The organism is Nocardioides sp. T5 (assembly GCF_048161455.1).
In the GTDB taxonomy this organism is placed as follows: domain Bacteria; phylum Actinomycetota; class Actinomycetes; order Propionibacteriales; family Nocardioidaceae; genus Nocardioides.
Genome location: NZ_CP182415.1, coordinates 3,406,627 through 3,423,517 on the forward strand (window position 1 = coordinate 3,406,627; position 16,891 = coordinate 3,423,517).

Genomic DNA, 16,891 nt, shown 5'->3' on the forward strand with positions numbered 1-16,891 from the left:
CCCGGCGGACCATGAGCGGCGCCGACGCGATGTGGCTGCACGCCGACCGGCCCAACCACCTCATGGTCATCGACGGCATCATGTGGACCGCCGAACCCCTGGACCCGGCACGCCTGCGACGCACGGTGCAGGAGCGGCTGGTCGACGTCTACCCCGTCTTCCACCAACGCCCCGCGGCCCCGGCGCACCCGTGGGAGCTGCCGGGCTGGGAGGACGACCCCGACTTCTCCCTGTCCCACCACCTGCACCACGCGAAGCTCCGCAAGCCCGGTGGCGACGCCCAGCTGCGCGCGTTCCTCGAGAAGAAGGTCCGCCGGCCCCTCGACCGCACCCGCCCGCTGTGGGAGACGTGGGTGATCGACGGGTACGGCGGCGGGTCGGTCGTCTTCTCACGGCTGCACCACGCCATGGCCGACGGGATCGCGCTGGCGCAGGTGATGCTGACACTGACCGACCCCACCCCCGACGGGCAGGACCCGCCCCCTCAGCTCGACGTCCACCGGGCGGGGCGCCTCGGCTCGCTCGTCTCGTCGGCGACCGGGCTGCTGCGCGCCACCGCGAGCCTGCCGACGGCACCGGTCACGGCCCTCAAGGGGGTCGGGGTCACCCGCAAGCTGCTGCTCGACGTGCTGCCCGACTCGCGGTTCAGCCACGAGCCCGGCGTGGAGAAGCGGCTGGCCTGGACCCGCCCCCAGCCACTGGCCGACGTCAAGGCGATCGGGAGGGCGACCGGGAGCACGGTCAACGACGTGCTGATCGCCGCGCTGTCGGGCGCCCTGACCCGTTACCTGCGCAGCTTCGACGAGTCGGTCGACCGGCTGACGACGATGGTCCCGGTCAACATCCGGCCCCCTGACCAGCCCCTGCCCCGTGAGCTCGGCAACAAGTTCGCCCTGGTCATGCTGCACCTGCCCACCGCCGACATGTCCCCGCGGGAGCGCCTCGAGGAGGTGCACCGGCGCATGGAGCACATCAAGCACTCCCCCGAGGTGTTCATCACCTCGGCGGTGGCCGAGGGGATCGGCCACCTGCACGCCGTCGAGAAGCCGCTGGTCGACTTCTTCGCCGGCAAGGCGGTCGGGGTCACCACCAACGTGGCCGGACCGCAGCAGCCGCGCTACCTCGCCGGCGTCGAGGTGACGGGCGTGCTCGGGTGGGTGCCGGGCTCGGGCGGCCAGACGCTGGGCGTGTGCATCTTCAGCTACGCCGGGACGGTGCGGGTCGGCTTCAAGGTCGACGCAGCCACCGTGCCGCAGCCGGAACGGCTGGTCGCGCTCGTCGAGGCCGAGCTGGACGCGCTGCGCCGGCTCGTCACACCCGACCGCGCAGGATCCGACGCCAGTAGACCTGCGGCAACACGTAGCGGTCCACCCACCACGTGACCGCGCGCGGCACGGTCAGGTCGGGGAACGGGACGGTCGGTCGCGGCCGGCCGTCGCGGTCGACCTCGACGAGCATCAGTCGACGGCGCCCCGTCGTGATCGGCATGACGGTGTAGCCGTCGTAACGCTGCAGCGGGCGGCCGAGGCGGGCAGCCAGGATGTTGGGCGCCAGGACCGCCACCTGCTTGCGCAGCGCTCCCCCGGACGGTCGGGTGCGCAGGTCGGCCACGTCGCCGAGCGACCACACGTCCGGGAAGGAGTGGTGCCGCATCGTCTCCGGGTCGACGTCGACCAGACCGGCCGGGTGCTCGCCCGCCAGTCCGGCGTCGACGACCCAGCGGGGCGCCCGGTAGCGCGGCACCACGTGGGCGAACGCGACGTCCTCGATCGTCTCCTCCCCCGTCGGCGTGGCCAGGGTGACGCCACGGCCGTCGAGCCGGGAGACGGTCGCCTCGCGGTGGACGCGGACGTCGTACGACGCCAGCGACGCCTCGAGGCGCGCGTCCGGGCCGTCGAGCCCGAGCGGCGAGGCGCCGGGGAGCACCAGGTGCACGTCGACGTCCTCGAGCACCTCGGCGCGCCGCCAGTGGTCGCAGGCCATGAACAGCGGCTTGAGCGCGGTGGCGCCGCACGGCGCCGGCTCGGGCGGGACGGTGAAGACCACCCGCCCGGACTGCAGGCCGCGCAGCGCCGGCCAGACCCGTGCCGCGGCGTCGTCGTCGAAGGTCGACGCCGCCCAGCCGGCGTCGTACGCCTCACGCAGGCCGGGGGTGGCGTCCCAGTCCTCGTCGAGCCCGGGGCACACGACCAGGGTCCTGCACGTGAAGCGGCGCCCCGACCGGGTCAGGACCGACGGTCCCGCCGGGTCGACGGAGACGACCTCGTCGCGCAGCGTCGTACCTCCTTCAGGGACGACGGTGTCGGCCGGCCGCGAGAGCGACGACATGCGCGCCTCGCCCCCGCCGACGTAGCTCAGCAGCGGCCGGTAGCGGTGGACCGGCCGCGACTCGATGACCGCGACGTCGGGCGCGCCGTCGCGCAGCAGACGGGCGGCCAGGGACGTCCCGGCGTTGCCGCCCCCGATGACCAGGACGTCGTGGTGCTGCGGGGTGTCGGGCACGTGCCCAAACTAGCCCCGGCGTCGTGAGGGGCTCAGACCCCGGTCTCGAGGCGGAACCCGACCCCGCGGATCGCGACGACCTTCTCACCGGCCGCGGCGGCCTCGAGCTTGCTGCGGAGGCGGCCGATGGTGACGTCGAGGGTCTTGGTCGAGCCGTACCAGTTCTGGTCCCAGACCTCGTTCATGAGGGTCTCGCGGGGCACGACCTTGTCGTGGTTGTTGGCCAGGACGGCCAGGACGTCGAACTCCTTGGCGGTCAGCGCGATCTCGCGGTCGCCGAGGTGGACGCGGCGCGAGCCGGCATCGATCCGCAGTCCCGAGGAGGTGGTGACGGTGGAGTCGTCGGGCGCGGGGGTGCTGCCGCTGCGTCGCAGCAGGGCGCGCACGCGGGCGAGGAGCTCGGCAAGACCGAACGGCTTGGCGAGGTAGTCGTCCGCTCCGACGTCGAGGCCGACGACGCGGTCGAGCTCGCCGGCACGGGCGGTCACCATGATGATGCCGCCGAGGTAGCCCCCCGAGCGCATCTGGCGGCACACGTCGATGCCGTCCATGTCGGGCAGGCCCAGGTCGAGGATCACGACGGCGGGTCCCTCGCTCACGGCGAACGACACGGCATCGGCGCCCACGGACACGCGGTTGACCTCGTAGCCCTCGCGCTCGAGCGTGCGCATGAGAGGGACGGCGATGTCTTCCTCGTCCTCAACCACCAGCACGTCGTGAGCCATGGCGATGAGCATAGATGCAGGTCCTGACGCGGGGGCCCGAATCCCGGGGGTCGTCGGACCAGGGCACCCGCACGGAGGGTCGGGCCGGGGTCAGGCCTCGAAGACGTCCCCCAGCTCGGCCACCCGCTCCAGCACCTGGTCCATGGTGAGCTGCTCGAGCGCCAGGTCGTCCTCGGCGCCCTCCTCCACCTCGTCCCACGTCAGCGGGGCGGCGACGGTCGGTCGCTCCCGACCGCGCAGCGAGTACGGCGAGATGGTCGTCTTCGAGCCGGAGTTCTGCGACCAGTCGAGGAACACCTTGCCGGGCCGCTTGGCCTTGGTCATCACGCTCGTGACGAGGTCGGGGTGCTCCTTCATCAGGTCCTCGGCGACCTCCTTCGCCAGCGCGGTCGTGCCGTCGCTGTCCAGGCTGCCGCGCCCGGTGGGCAGCGGGGCGTAGAGGTGCAGCCCCTTGCTGCCGCTGAGGACGGGCGTGCACCCGAGGTCGCGCGCGGCCAGTGCGTCGCGCACCATCAGCGCGACCTGGGCGCACTCGTGGAGCCCTGCCGGCTCGCCGGGGTCGAGGTCGATCACCAGGCGGTCGGGGTTGCGCGGCCGGCCCTTCGCGTCGACGGTCCACTGGTGCACGTGCAGCTCGAGCGCGGCGAGGTTGGCCAGCCAGGTGAGGGTGGCGAGGTCGTCGCAGATCGGGAAGCGGATGGTGCCGTCGCCCCTGCCGGACCGCGAGCCCGTGGTCGGCACCTCGTGCGTCCGCACCCACGACGGCGTGCCCGCGGGAGCGTTCTTCTCGAAGAAGCTCGCCCCCTCCACCCCGTGCGGCCAGCGGATCCGGGTCACCGCCCGGTCCTTCAGGTGCGGCAGCAGGACGGGTGAGACCTGCGCGTAGTAGTTGAGGACCTCGCCCTTGGTGGTGCCCGTGCGTGGGTAGAGCACCTTGTCGAGGTTGCTGATCGTGAGCGTGCGGCCCTCGACGTCGACCTGGAGCTCGCTCATTGGAGGTCCTCCGGCGACAGGTCGTCGCGGACGCCCTGGAACGACGGCTGGCGCAGGCGCTCGTAGCCGAGCCCGTGGGTGTCGACGTCGACCACGACCCGCGGCTCGACCCAGAACGTGCCGGCGGCGTCGACGCGCGGCACCTCGTCGGCGAACGGGGACTCCCCCGTCGCCAGCGGCGCCAGCAGCGCGGCGAGCCGGGTGCTGGTGGCGCCGGCGATGCCGCTGCCCACCCGCCCGCGGTAGAGCAGGCCGTCGGGGGTCGGCTCGCCCACGAGCAGCGACGCCAGCCGGTCCGTCGTACCGACCTGCGGGCGCCAGCCGCCGACGACGAAGGACCCGCGGTGGCGGTGGGCGAGCTTGCGCCAGTCCTCGCTGCGGGCGTCGAAGCGGTAGCGCGACGAGCGGCGCTTGCTCACGACCCCCTCGAGCCCCTGCTGCAGGGTGGCGTCGAACAGCATGTCGCCGTCGTCGTACGCCGCTGGCACCTGCCACGTCGAGTCCGCGAGCGGCAGCCCCTCCAGCAGCGCGCGGCGCTCCTCCAGCGGGCGGCTGGTCAGGTCCTCGCCGTCGAGGCGCAGGAGGTCGAACACCATGAGCGTGGCGGGCACCGACCTCACCAGCCGTGCGACCTCCCTGGCGTTGCGCACGTGCATGCGGTGCTGGAGCACGCGGAAGTCGGGGACGCCGCGCTCGTTGAGGGCGATCACCTCGCCGTCGACCAGAAGGTCACGGTCGCCGAGCGGCGCTGCGGCGAGGTCGGGCCAGGCCGCGGTCACGTCGTTGTCGTTGCGGCTCGTCATGCGTACGACGCCGTCGTGGACGTCGACGAGCACGCGCACGCCGTCCCACTTGACCTCGTGCAGCCACTGCGTGCCGGTGGGCACGCGGTCGGTCTTGCTGGCGAGCATCGGGCGCACGCGTGCAGTCTGGCATCCCTGCGTCCCCCATCTGGAGGGAGACGAGTGTCTGGAGTGACGGCTATCGTCGTGGCATGCGTGCGATCTGGAAGGGTGCCGTCTCCTTCGGCCTGGTCAGTGTGCCGGTCAAGCTCTATGCCGCCACGGAGAGCCACGACGTGTCGTTCCGGCAGGTGCACGCCAAGGACGGCGGGCGGATCAAGTACCAGCGCGTGTGCTCCCTCGACGGGGAGGAGGTGGCCTACGCCGACATCGCCAAGGGCTACGAGACCGAGGACGGCGAGATGGTCATCCTCACCGACGACGACATGGCCGAGCTGCCGTCGACGTCGTCGCGCGAGATCGCGGTGGAGAAGTTCGTGCCGCGCGAGCAGATCGACCCGCTGCTCTTCGAGAAGTCCTACTACCTCGAGCCCGAGGGTGCCGGCGCCAAGCCCTACGCCCTGCTGCGCCAGGCCCTCAAGGACGCCGACCGGATGGCCGTCGTCACCGTCGCGCTGCGCCAGCGCACCACGATCGCGGTGCTGCGCGTGCGCGAGACCGAGGCCGGGGAGGTCATCGTGCTGCAGACGATGATGTGGCCCGACGAGGTGCGCGTGCCCGACTTCAAGGTCGAGGTGGACGACGCGAAGCCGCAGGAGGTCAAGATGGCCCACATGCTCGTCGAGACCCTCGCCGGCGACTTCGACGCGACCGAGTTCGAGGACGACTACGCCGGGGCCGTCGAGGCGCTCGTGAAGTCCAAGATCGAGGGCGGCGAGATCAAGCGCACCGAGACCTCGACCAAGACCTCCGGCGAGGTCGTCGACCTGCTCGCCGCGCTGCAGAAGTCCGTCGCCGCCGCCAAGACCGCGCGGGGTGAGGCGGACTCGTCCGACGACTCCTCGGACGACTCCTCCGACGAGTCCGACAAGCCGGCGAAGAAGTCGACGGCCCGGAAGTCGGCCGCCAAGAAGACGCCCGCGAAGAAGGCTGCGGCCAAGAAGTCCGCTGCCAAGAAGACGACCACCAAGAAGACCGCCGCGAAGAAGCAGGCCAAGAAGGCCAGCTGACCCCGGTCCTGGGCCGCCCGCTCGAGCGGTGGTCCACCCGCCCTCTCGAGGTGCGGACCGTGGGCTGGCCACCGCCACCCGGCGGGTCGGCGTACGACACGCGGCTCGGCGGTGGTCCACCCACGCTCTCGACGTACGAAGTGTGGCTGGACCACCGCCCAGCGGTGCGTGAGGCACGTTCCCGGGCGTCAGAACCTGCGTCACGCACCGCTCAGCGACGAACGCCCCCGCAGCGGTGCGTGAGACACGTTCCCGGGCTTCAGAACCTGCGCCACGCACCGCTCGAGCGGCGGCACGCCTCAGGAGGCGTGGGCCACGGGCACCCGGCCGCCGAGCTCGCGCAGCCGCGCCCCGACCTCGGCCGCGACCGCGACCGCGAGGTCGTGCGGCGACTCGCCGTCGACCTCCGGGACGATGTGGTGCACGATGCCGTCGGCCAGGAGGTCCACGGCGCGGACCCGCTGCTGGGTGGCCATCTCTGGCGCGTGGGTGACGTCGCCGTGCACGATCACGCTGGCGCCCTCGGGGGGCAGCGGCGCGAGCCAGGCGTGCTCGGTGGCGATGACCATCTGCGCCGGGAGCAGCGCGAGCGCTCCCCCGCCGCAGCCCTGGCCGAGCACGACCGAGAGCGTCGGCACCCGCATCGTGGTGAGCGTGGCGATGCACCGCGCGATCTCACCGGCGATGGCGCGCTCCTCCGCCTCGGGCGAGAGCTCGGCACCGGGGGTGTCGATCACGGTGACCAGCGGCAGCCCGAGCTCCTCGGCCAGCCGCATCCCGCGGCGCGCCTCGCGCAGCGCCCCCGGCCCCATGAGGTGACCCGGCGTCTGGCGCGAGCGATCCTGTCCCACGACCACGCAGGGCTGGTCGTCGATGCGGGTCAGCGCGACCGTCACGGTGGAGTCGCGCTCGCCCTCGTCCGTGCCACGCAGCCGGACCGTGCCGGTGGCCCCGTGCGCGAGGAGGTCGCGCAGGCCGAGGCGACCCGCCGCCCGGGTGCGCTCGATGCTGTCCCAGGCCGGGTGGTCGCCCAGCAGGCGCTTCGGCCGCTGTCGCAGCCCTCCCGGGCCGGGCCGGTCGACCAGCACGCCGAGGGCGAGGTCGACCATTGCCGGGAGGTCCTCCGACGCGACGACGCCGTCGATCACGCCGGAGGCAGCGAGGTGCTCGGAGACCTGCACGCCGGGGCGGAAGGGTCGGCCGTTGAGCGCCTCGAAGACCTTCGGCCCGAGGAAGCCGACGAGGGCGCCCGGCTCCGCGACCGTCACGTGGCCGAGCGAGCCCCACGAGGCGTACACGCCGCCGGTGGTCGGGTGGCGCAGGTGCACGAGGTAGGGCAGCCCGGCCGCGCGATGGGCCATCAGCGCCCGCGAGATCTCGGCCATCCGGACGAACGCCGGCGTGCCCTCCTGCATGCGGGTGCCGCCCGAGGCGGTGCTGGCGAGCAGGGGCAGGCCCTCCTCGGTGGCGCGGCGTACGGCCGCGATGATCCGGTCCGCCGCGACCCGGCCGATCGAGCCGGCCAGGAAGCCGAACTCGTTGACGACGAACGCCACCGGACGTCCCCGCACCTCGCCGCGGCCGGTGAGCACCGACTCGTCGGTGCCGGCCTTGGCTGCAGCCGCCTCGAGGACAGCGCGGTAGCCGGCGTCGACCCCGCTCAGGTCGATCGGCTCGTCCCACGAGGCGTGGGTCCCGGGGTCGAGGACGAGGTCCAGCAGCTCGTGGGCGGTCCAGCGCTTCGCCCGCACCGGGGTCGTCACGCGCCGCCTCCGCCGACCCAGGCGCGGATCTCGTCGGCGTGCTGGTCGAGCAGCGGCGGGGCGACGTGGTCGCGCCGCGTCACCTCGGCGCCCTCGGCGTCGAAGAACCGCAGCGGCGGGCCGGGCAGCGTCAGCCCACCGAGCGTGGGGTGCTCGACGTCGACGAGGAGGCCCTGGCTGGCGACCTGGTCCCACTCGTAGACCTCGTCGAGGGTCCGCACCTTGCCGGCCGGGATGCCGACCTCGGCGAGCCGGGCCAGCAGCGGCTCGGCGTCCCAGTCGGCGAACGCCTGCTCGACGACCGCGATGACGTCCTCGCGGCGGGCGACCCGCTCGCCGTTGGTGGCCATCCCGTCGGCGTCCGGGTCGAGCCCGAAGCCCGCGCAGAACTTCTTCCACAGCCCCTCGCTGCCGAGCGCGATCTGCACGGCGCCGTCGCGGCAGTGGAAGAGCCCGTAGGGAGCGATCGAGGGGTGGTGGTTGCCCTGGGCGCGACCGACCTCGCCGGCCACGGTCCACCGGGTGCCCTGGAAGGCGTGCACGCCGACGACCGACGCCAGCAGCGACGTACGCACGACCGTGCCCTTGCCGGTGCGCTCGCGCTCGTGGAGCGCGGCGAGGACGCCGTAGGCGCCGTACATGCCCGAGAGCAGGTCCGCGATGGGTACGCCGACCCGCTGCGGGTCGTCGGGACCGGAGCCCGTCAGCGACATCAGCCCTGCCTCGCCCTGGGCGATCTGGTCGTAGCCGGCGCGGCCGCCCTCGGGGCCGTCGTGGCCGAAACCGGTGATGGAGAGGACGACGAGGCGCGGGTTGCGTCGCATGAGCTCCTCGATGCCGAGGCCGAGACGCTCGAGGACGCCGGTGCGGAAGTTCTCGACGAGCACGTCGGCGCGCTCGACGAGGCCGACCAGCACGTCCTTGTCGCCCGCGTCCTTGAGGTCGAGGGCGATCGACTCCTTGTTGCGGTTGGTGCACAGGAAGTACGTCGACTGGCGGGCGTCGGGCTCGCCGACGAACGGCGGCCCCCAGCCGCGGGTGTCGTCGCCGTTGCCGGGTGCCTCCACCTTGATGACGCGGGCGCCGAGGTCGCCCAGCATCTGGGTGGCGTGGGGGCCGGCGAGCGCTCGGGTGAGGTCGACGACGAGGAGGTCGGAGAGCGGTCCGCTCGTGGCGGTGCTTGTCGAGGGGGAGGTCATGTGGGTGTTCACCATCCTGGGAGGACGAGGGCGGCCCAGACGAGCAGGGGGCCGACGAGGGTCACGATCGTGGCGTAGCCGAGGATCTGCTTGTAGTAGGTGTTCTCGTCGATGGTGTCCGGCCTGTTGGCCAGCATCAACGCACCGTTGGTGCTGAAGGGGCTGACGTCGACGATGGTGGAGCTGACGGCGAGCGCGGCGACGAAGAGGCCCGCGGACAGCCCGCCCTCGGCGACGAGCGGGATCGCGATCGGGCGAAGAGGGCGACCAGCGCGATGATCGCGATCCATTCCGGACCCATAGTTGTTGCCTTCCGAGTCGAGTGTCCGCACAGCGGGGCCGCGGGGGGTGGCCCTCGTCACAGTGCTGGCTCAGTGGCCTAGCCAATAGGACAATGAGCCGATCGTCAATACTGTGGTGCCATGTCCGAGTCGTCCCCCTTTCCGCCGCGGTTGCTCCGCACGCGTCTGTACGAGCAGGTGGCCGGGCAGATCTCGACGTGGATCGACGACAACGGCCTCCGGGCCGGCGACAGGCTCCCGCCCGAGCGCGAGCTCGCGCAGCGCCTCGGCGTCAGCCGCGCCACGCTGAGCCAGGCCCTCGTCGCGCTCGAGGTCGTCGGGGTCGTCGAGGTGCGCCACGGTGACGGCACCGTCGTCACCGCCGGCCACCAGAAGACGAGCCGCATCGTCGAGGCGATCCGCAGCCACGCCGACCGGTTGCCCGAGATCATCGAGACCCGTGACGCGCTGGAGACCAAGATCGCCTCCCTGGCCGCCGCCCGCCGCACCGACGACGACCTCGCCCGCATCGACGACGCCCTGGCCTTCATGGCCGCCGACGTCGAGGCCGGCGGTCGCGGCGTGGAGGGCGACGAGCGCTTCCACGGAGCCGTCACCGCCGCCTCCCACTCCCTCCTGCTCGCCCGGCTGATGGACGAGATCGGCGACCTGATCAAGGAGACCCGGCTCGAGTCGCTCGGCCAGCCCGGCCGACCCCAGGACTCCCTGGCCGGGCACCGCGCGATCGCCGAGGCGATCCGGGCCGGCGACCCGGCCGCGGCGGCGGAGGCGATGCACGCCCACGTCGCGATGGTCAGTGACGTCGCGATCATCCGCGAGGCGCAGTGACCTCACTCGAGGCGCTCCTGGTGCTCGCCACCGGGTTCGGAGCCGGCGTGCTCTCATCGACGGTCGGGGTGGCGTCGCTGCTGAGCTTCCCCGTGCTGGTCGCGCTCGGCCTGCCGCCGGTCGTGGCCAACGTCTCCAACACCCTCGGCCTGATCCCCGCCGGCATGGGCGGCGTCCTGGGCTACCGCACCGAGGTCCGCGAGGCGGGCCCGATCGCCCGGACCATCGTCACCGTCTGCGCGCTCGGCGCGGTGATCGGAGCCGCCCTGCTGCTGGGCCTCCCGCCGGGCGTCTTCGAGGCGATCGTCCCCTACCTCATCCTCTTCACCTGCCTGCTCGTCGGCGTGCAGCCCCGCATCGCGAGGTGGCTGCGGGCTCGCCACGAGACGCGGCACGGCGTCGCCCTCGCCGAGCGCCGCCACATGTCCCCCGCCACCACAGTCTTCGCCACGATCACGGGCGTCTACGGCGGCTACTTCGGCGCCGGCGCGGGCGTGATGATGGTGGCCGTGCTCGGCATCGGCACCGACCTCGAGCTGCGCATCGTCAACGGCCTCAAGACGCTGTCGCTGATGGTGGGCAACGTCGTCGCCGGCCTGATCTTCATCGTGGTGGCCGACCCGCGCTGGGACGTCGTGGTGCTGCTCGCGGCCGGCTCCCTGGTGGGCGGCTACGTCGGCGCCCGCATCGGCCGCAAGCTCCCCGACGCGGTCTTCCGGTGGGCGGTCGTCGCGGCGGGCGTGGTGGCCGCGCTACTGCTGTTCTGACCGGGAAGGCGAGCCGGTTCGTCCCGGCACCGCGCCCCGGGCGGCGGCCGAGTCCGGCACCGCCCGGTGGAAGCGGGACATCAGCGCGTCGCTGAGCCGTGGGGCGACGACGTTGACCACGGCGCCGATCCGTCCCGCAGCGGTGTCCCAGGTGACCCGACGGTCCTCCAGCACGCGGACGACGGCAGCCGCTGCCTGCTCGGCCGTCATGCTCGCGCGACCGTCGTACGCGTCGGTGGGCACCACCATCGGGGTCCGCACGAGGGCGAAGCGCATGTTGGTGAAGGTGACGCCGTCGGCGTAGGTCTCCCGGCCCGCGATGCGCGCCCAGGAGTCGAGCGCGGTCTTGGAGGCGATGTAGGCGGCGAACTTCGGCGCCTTGACCTGCACGCCCCAGGTGACGATGTTGACGACGTGGCCGAAGCCCTGCTCCCGCATCGTCGGCAGCAGGCCCATCGTGAGGCGCACCGGGGCGAAGTAGTTGATCGCCATCGTGCGCTCGAAGTCGTGGAACCGGTCGTGCGAGAGCTCGAGCGACCGGCGGATGGACCGGCCGGCGTTGTTGACGAGGTGGTCGACGGTGCCGACCTCGGCCAGCACCCGCTCGACGAGGACGTCGATCTCGGCGAGGTCGCTCAGGTCGACGGCGTACGACGACGCCCGCCCGCCCGCGGCCTCGATCGTCGCCCGGACGCGGTCCAGCTCGGCCTGCCGCCTGGCCACCAGCACGACGTGGGCGCCCCTCGCCGCCGCCGCCACGGCCGTGGCCTCGCCGATGCCGGAGCTCGCCCCGGTCACGAGGACCGTGCGACCGGCCAGGACGCTGGGCGCGCCCGGCCGGACCAGGCGCCGCAGCCGCGCCCGGGGCGTGACGAGCAGCAGGCCCATCAGGACAGCAGGCCTCGCACCACCCGGAGCCCGACGGACAGGCGCGCCAGCTCGGCGGTCTCCTCGCGGCAGATCTCCTCGAGCGTCCTGGACGCGCGGCCGACCAGCTGCTCGTCGGAGTCCTCCCACTGCGCCACGCGGGCGGGCGCGGAGTCGCTCGCGTCGGTGGACTCGAGCACCTGGGCGGTCAGCTGCTGGTGGACGCCGTAGAGGTCGTCGCGCACCGCGGCCCGGGCCATCGTCTGCCACCGGTCGTCGCGGGGCAGGGCGAAGATCCGCTGGACGAGCGCCGGCAGCCCCAGCCGCTCGCCCAGGGCGAAGTGGACGCGGGCCACCTCGATCGGGTCGAGGTCGAGCCGGTCAGCCGTCTCGACGATGCCCAGCAGGGCGTAGGCCGACGCCAGGACCGCGACACGGGAGGCGAGGTCGTCGGGGACGCCCTGGTCGGTGAGCCGCTTCTCGCGGGCCCGGTAGTCGTCGAGCTCGCGCCCGCTCATGATGCGGGGCAGCTCGGCCATGACCGCCTGCACGGGGCCCCGGAAGAACTCGACCGTGGCGCTCGAGTCGAGCGGGGGCCTCCGGTTGGTGACCAGCCAGCGCGACGCGCGCTCCACGAGCGTGCGCATCTCGATCCGCATGCGGGTCTGCCGCTCGGCGGGCACCTGGTTGTCCAGGGCGGCGATCTCCTGGCGCAGCGGGAGCGAGCCGAAGATCTCGCGGGCGACGAAGTTGGCACGGGTCAGCTCGGCGGGGCTGGCCCCGGTCTCGCCCTGCAGGCGCGGCCAGAAGGTCATGCCGGCGCCGTTGACCAGGTCGTTGACCACCTGCGTCACGATGATCTCGCGCCGCAGCGGGTGGTCCTCGATGGCCGTCTCGAGGTCGGGCTTCATGCGACTGGGGAAGTAGGCGAGCAGGTCCTCGCGCAGGTAGGGGTCGTCGGGCAGGTCGGAGGCGACGAGCTCTTCGGCCAGCACGATCTTGGTCCACGCCAGCAGCACCGACAGCTCGGGAGCCGACAGCTCCTGCTTGCGGTCGAGACGGCGCCTGACCTGGCGGGTGCTGGGCAGCCCCTCCAGCTCCCGGTTGAGCACGCCGCGCTTCTCGAGGGCGCGCATCCAGTCCTCGTGGACGTGCAGCAGCGACGGGGCGTGGGCCTGTGCGTTGGCGAGCGCGAGGTTCTGCTCGTAGTTGTCGCGCAGGACGAGCCCCCCGACCTCCTCGGTCATCTCCGCCAGGAGCTCGTTGCGGGCGTCCTCGCCCATCGCGCCCGACCGTACGACGCGGTCGAGCAGGATCTTGATGTTGACCTCGTGGTCGGAGGTGTCGACGCCGGCCGAGTTGTCGATGAAGTCGGTGTTGATCCGTCCGCCGTTGCCGCGGGCGCCGAACCGGGCGTACTCCACCCGGCCGAGCTGCGTGAAGCCGAGGTTGCCGCCCTCGCCCACGCACCGGGCCCGCAGGTCCTCGCCGTTGACGCGGATCGCGTCGTTGGCCTTGTCGCCTGCGTCGGCGTCGGTCTCCTCCGACGACTTGACGTAGGTGCCGATGCCGCCGTTCCACAGCAGGTCGACCGGCGCCAGCAGGATCGCCTTCATCAGCTCCGCCGGGGTCATCGCGGTGGTGCCGGCGGGGATGCCGAGGGCCTCGCGCACCTGCGCCGAGATCGTGATGGACTTGGCCGAGCGCGGCCAGACGCCGCCACCCTCGGAGATGAGGGAGGTGTCGTAGTCCTTCCAGCTCGAGCGGGGCAGGTCGAACAGCCGGCGCCGCTCTGCGTACGACGACGCGGCGTCGGGCGAGGGGTCGATGAAGATGTCGCGGTGGTCGAAGGCCGCCACCAGCCGGGTGTGCTCGGAGCAGAGCAGCCCGTTGCCGAAGACGTCGCCGGACATGTCGCCGATGCCGACCGCTGTGAAGTCCTCGGCCTGGCAGTCGACGCCCATCTCGCGGAAGTGCCGCTGCACCGAGACCCACGCGCCCTTGGCGGTGATGCCCATCGCCTTGTGGTCGTAGCCGACCGACCCGCCGGACGCGAAGGCGTCGCCGAGCCAGAAGCCGTAGTCCTTGGCCACGCCGTTGGCGATGTCGGAGAAGGTCGCGGTGCCCTTGTCGGCGGCCACGACGAGGTAGGTGTCGTCACCGTCGTGGCGGACCACCTCGCGCGCCGGGACCGTGACGCCGTCGACGAGGTTGTCGGTGATGTCGAGGAGGCCGGAGATGAAGGTCTTGTAGCAGGCCACGCCCTCGGCCAGCCACGCATCGCGGTCGGAGGAGTCGGGGAGCTGCTTGCAGAAGAACGCGCCCTTCGCGCCGACGGGCACGATCACGGTGTTCTTGACCATCTGCGCCTTGACCAGGCCCAGCACCTCGGTGCGGAAGTCGTCGCGACGGTCCGACCAGCGCAGGCCGCCGCGCGCGACGGCTCCGAAGCGCAGGTGGGAGCCCTCGACGCGCGGGCTGTAGACGAAGATCTCGAAGCGCGGGCGCGGCTCGGGCAGGTCGGGGATGGCCGACGGCTCGAGCTTGAAGGAGATGTAGGGGTGGACCTCGCCGTCGGCCGAGCGCTGGAAGAAGTTGGTGCGCAGGGTCGCGCGGACCAGCGTGCGGTAGGACCGCAGGATGCGGTCGTGGTCGAGGCTGACCACGTCGTCGAGGGCCTTGGCGAGCCGCTCCTCGACCGCCTCCACCTTGGCCACCCGCGCCTCGGCGTCGTGCTCGAGCGCCCGGTCGCCGCGCCCGGGGTCGAAGCGCGCCTCGAACAGCTCGACGAGCAGCCGGGTGATGTCGACGTTGCTGCGCAGCGCCTCCTCGATGTAGTCGAGGGCGAAGGGCGAGTTGCCCTGCTTCAGGTACTTGGCGTAGGCGCGCAGCACGGTGGCCTGCCGCCAGGTCAGCCCGGCGGCGAGGACGAGCTGGTTGAAGCCGTCGATCTCGTTGAAGCCGTCCCAGACCGCGCGAAGCGCCTCCGCGAACAGGGTGCGCTCCTCCGGCGAGAGGGTGCGTCCGTGGCGCAGGCCGAACTCGTAGATGTAGGAGGGCCGCGGGAGCCCGCTGAGCTCGTAGGGGCGCTCGTCGACGACCTCGACGCCCATCGATGTCAGCATGGGCAGCATCGCGCTCAGCGACAGCGGCTCGCCGACGCGGAACACCTTGAGCCGCGACTCGCCGCGGCGGTAGGTGCCGCGCTGCTCGTCCTGGTCGAAGAGCGCGAGGTCGATGCCCACGTCGCCCTGGATGGCCTCGATCCGACCGAGGTCGGCCGATCCGCGCTGGGGCTGGAAGTCCTCCTTGTAGGCCTCGGGGAACGCGTGGGCCCAGGCCCGGGCCAGCCGCGACCCCTCGTCGACGCCGTGCTCGGACACGACGGCCGTCACGAAGTCGTCGCGCCACGACCGCGAGGCCTCCATCAGCCGGCGCTCGAGGTCGGGGACGTCGATCTCGGGGACGTGCGCGCCCTTCGGCGGGTGGACCACGAAGTGCACGCGCGCGGTCGTCGACTCGTTGACCCGTGCGGTGAACTCGACGTGCTCGCCGCCGAGCTGGTCGCGCAGGATGTCGGAGAACCGCTCGCGCACCGCGGTGCTGTAGCGGTCGCGCGGGAGGTAGACCAGGACCGAGACGTAGCGTCCGTAGGTGTCGCGGCGCACGAAGGCCCGCAGCTGGCGCCGCTCCCGGGCGCCCATCACGTCCTGCGCGACCGGGGCCAGCTCGTCGGGCGAGGTGTGGAACAGCTCGTCGCGCGGGTAGTTCTCCAGCGTGTCCATCAGCGCCTTGCCGCCGTGGCTGCGCGGGTCGAAGCCGGCGTGGCGCATGACCTCGGTGACCTTCTCGCGCAGCACCGGGATCCGGGTGACCGACTCGGTGTAGGCGGCGCTGGAGAACAGGCCGAGGAAGCGACGCTCCCCCACGACCTCTCCGTCGGGGCCGAACGTCTTGACGCCGACGTAGTCGAGGTAGGCCGGACGGTGCACGGTGGCGCGCGAGTTGGCCTTGGCCAGCACCAGCAGTTTCTTCTCACGGGCCTTCGCCTTGGCCAGCGGCGGCAGCTTGGCGAACGACGCCGACAGGTCCTGGTCGTGGCGCAGGATGCCCAGGCCCGATCCGGCGACGGCGCGCAGCCCGCACTCCTCGGGCGCGCCCTCCTCGGCCTCGAGCTGGTACTCGCGGTAGCCGAGGAACGTGAAGTGGTCGTCGGCAAGCCAGGTCAGGAAGTCACGGCCCTGGCGCAGCTCCTCCGCCGACAGCGGCGGCGGGTCCTGGTCGAGCTCGGCCACCACCGCGAGGACCTGGGCGTGCATCTTCTCCCAGTCCTCGACCGACTCGCGTACGTCGCGCAGCACCCGCTGGAGGCCCTCGGTGATCTCGGCTGCCTCGTCGTCGTCGGTGCGGTCGATCTCGACGTGCATCCACGACTCCGCCCCCTCCTGGGTGGCGGGCCGGGTCTCGGCCTGCACGGCGGCCCGGCCGCCGCCCGTCGGCTCGTGGGCGTGCACCTCCTGGAGCTCGCCGGTGATGTCGCGCTCGACGGTGAGCTGGGGGTGGAAGACCGCGTGCACGGTGTGCCCGAGCCGGTTGAGCTCCATCGTGACCGAGTCGACGAGGAACGGCATGTCGTCGGTGACCACCTCGACGACCGAACGGCCCGACGCCGACCAGCCGGCGTCGGCGATCGTGGGGGTCACCACCCGCACTGCGGCGGTGCCCTGTGGGCGGGAGGACGCGAGCTCGCGGTGCGAGGCCACGGCGCCCAGCAGGTCCTGCGGGGAGCGCTCGGCGACCTCGTCGGGAGCGACGTGGCGGTAGTAGTCGCGCACCAGGTCGCCCCACTCCGGACGTGCGGCCGTCGCCGCGTCGAGCTGCTTTTCCTTGGTCTTCTCAGACGTCGCCACGCTCCGACCCTAGAACCCGGGTGTGACGGCCACAACATGGGGGTGCGGGCGCCGTTTGGGCCA

13 protein-coding genes are annotated in these 16,891 nt (G+C 72.5%); 4 read left to right on the plus strand and 9 right to left on the minus strand.

Annotated elements, in window-relative coordinates; all coding sequences use genetic code 11:
- Window positions 1–11 precede the first annotated feature (11 nt).
- Window positions 12–1,382, plus strand: a complete 1,371-nt coding sequence (locus ACNKF0_RS16645; protein WP_416953904.1) for a wax ester/triacylglycerol synthase family O-acyltransferase — start codon at window positions 12–14, stop codon at window positions 1,380–1,382.
- On the opposite strand, the gene ACNKF0_RS16650 is transcribed toward ACNKF0_RS16645, so the two are convergent.
- The 4 genes from ACNKF0_RS16650 to ligD (ACNKF0_RS16665) form a co-directional block, all read right to left on the minus strand.
- Window positions 1,312–2,502, minus strand: coding sequence for an NAD(P)/FAD-dependent oxidoreductase (locus ACNKF0_RS16650; protein WP_416953906.1), 1,191 nt, complete (start codon window positions 2,500–2,502; stop codon window positions 1,312–1,314). The genes ACNKF0_RS16645 and ACNKF0_RS16650 overlap by 71 nt on opposite strands.
- A 32-nt stretch (window positions 2,503–2,534) precedes the next feature.
- The gene (locus ACNKF0_RS16655; protein WP_416953908.1) at window positions 2,535–3,227 is read right to left on the minus strand and encodes a response regulator transcription factor; all 693 of its coding nucleotides are present in this window, start codon (window positions 3,225–3,227) and stop codon (window positions 2,535–2,537) included.
- Window positions 3,228–3,317: 90 nt separating this feature from the next.
- Window positions 3,318–4,220 carry a non-homologous end-joining DNA ligase gene (gene ligD / locus ACNKF0_RS16660; RefSeq protein ID WP_416953910.1) on the minus strand — a complete coding sequence of 301 codons (903 nt, stop codon included), beginning with the start codon at window positions 4,218–4,220 and terminating at the stop codon, window positions 3,318–3,320.
- A complete protein-coding gene (ligD, locus tag ACNKF0_RS16665; protein WP_416958562.1) occupies window positions 4,217–5,131 on the minus strand; it encodes a non-homologous end-joining DNA ligase in 915 nt (304 codons plus the stop codon). The genes ligD (ACNKF0_RS16660) and ligD (ACNKF0_RS16665) overlap by 4 nt, the downstream gene beginning before the upstream one ends.
- An 83-nt stretch (window positions 5,132–5,214) precedes the next feature.
- Between ligD (ACNKF0_RS16665) and ACNKF0_RS16670 the strand changes: the two genes are divergently transcribed.
- Window positions 5,215–6,192 carry a Ku protein gene (locus ACNKF0_RS16670; protein ID WP_416953912.1) on the plus strand — a complete coding sequence of 326 codons (978 nt, stop codon included), beginning with the start codon at window positions 5,215–5,217 and terminating at the stop codon, window positions 6,190–6,192.
- 299 nt (window positions 6,193–6,491) lie between these two features.
- Here ACNKF0_RS16670 and ACNKF0_RS16675 read toward each other — a convergent pair whose 3' ends face one another.
- Genes ACNKF0_RS16675 through ACNKF0_RS16685 form a run of 3 tightly spaced genes read right to left on the minus strand, consistent with a single transcriptional unit; the run spans window position 6,492 to window position 9,444 of the window.
- Window positions 6,492–7,955: a carboxyl transferase domain-containing protein gene (locus tag ACNKF0_RS16675; RefSeq protein ID WP_416953914.1), complete on the minus strand. Its 1,464-nt coding sequence runs from the start codon at window positions 7,953–7,955 to the stop codon at window positions 6,492–6,494.
- Window positions 7,952–9,154, minus strand: a complete 1,203-nt coding sequence (locus ACNKF0_RS16680) for a CaiB/BaiF CoA transferase family protein (RefSeq protein WP_416953916.1) — start codon at window positions 9,152–9,154, stop codon at window positions 7,952–7,954. The genes ACNKF0_RS16675 and ACNKF0_RS16680 overlap by 4 nt, the downstream gene beginning before the upstream one ends.
- Window positions 9,155–9,162: 8 nt before the next feature.
- Entirely contained in the window at window positions 9,163–9,444 is a 282-nt protein-coding gene (locus ACNKF0_RS16685; protein WP_299932206.1) for a hypothetical protein, read from the minus strand.
- 132 nt (window positions 9,445–9,576) lie between these two features.
- Between ACNKF0_RS16685 and ACNKF0_RS16690 the strand changes: the two genes are divergently transcribed.
- Entirely contained in the window at window positions 9,577–10,284 is a 708-nt protein-coding gene (locus ACNKF0_RS16690) for a FadR/GntR family transcriptional regulator (RefSeq protein ID WP_416953918.1), read from the plus strand.
- Window positions 10,281–11,051, plus strand: coding sequence for a sulfite exporter TauE/SafE family protein (locus tag ACNKF0_RS16695; RefSeq protein WP_416953920.1), 771 nt, complete (start codon window positions 10,281–10,283; stop codon window positions 11,049–11,051). Before ACNKF0_RS16690 ends, ACNKF0_RS16695 begins: the two co-directional genes overlap by 4 nt.
- On the opposite strand, the gene ACNKF0_RS16700 is transcribed toward ACNKF0_RS16695, so the two are convergent.
- Together ACNKF0_RS16700 and ACNKF0_RS16705 are read right to left on the minus strand one after the other, a co-directional pair.
- A complete protein-coding gene (locus ACNKF0_RS16700; protein WP_416953922.1) occupies window positions 11,037–11,939 on the minus strand; it encodes an SDR family NAD(P)-dependent oxidoreductase in 903 nt (300 codons plus the stop codon). The genes ACNKF0_RS16695 and ACNKF0_RS16700 overlap by 15 nt on opposite strands.
- Window positions 11,939–16,828 (minus strand): NAD-glutamate dehydrogenase, encoded by a 4,890-nt coding sequence (locus ACNKF0_RS16705; protein WP_416953924.1) that lies wholly within the window; start codon window positions 16,826–16,828, stop codon window positions 11,939–11,941. Before ACNKF0_RS16705 ends, ACNKF0_RS16700 begins: the two co-directional genes overlap by 1 nt.
- Window positions 16,829–16,891: the final 63 nt, after the last annotated feature.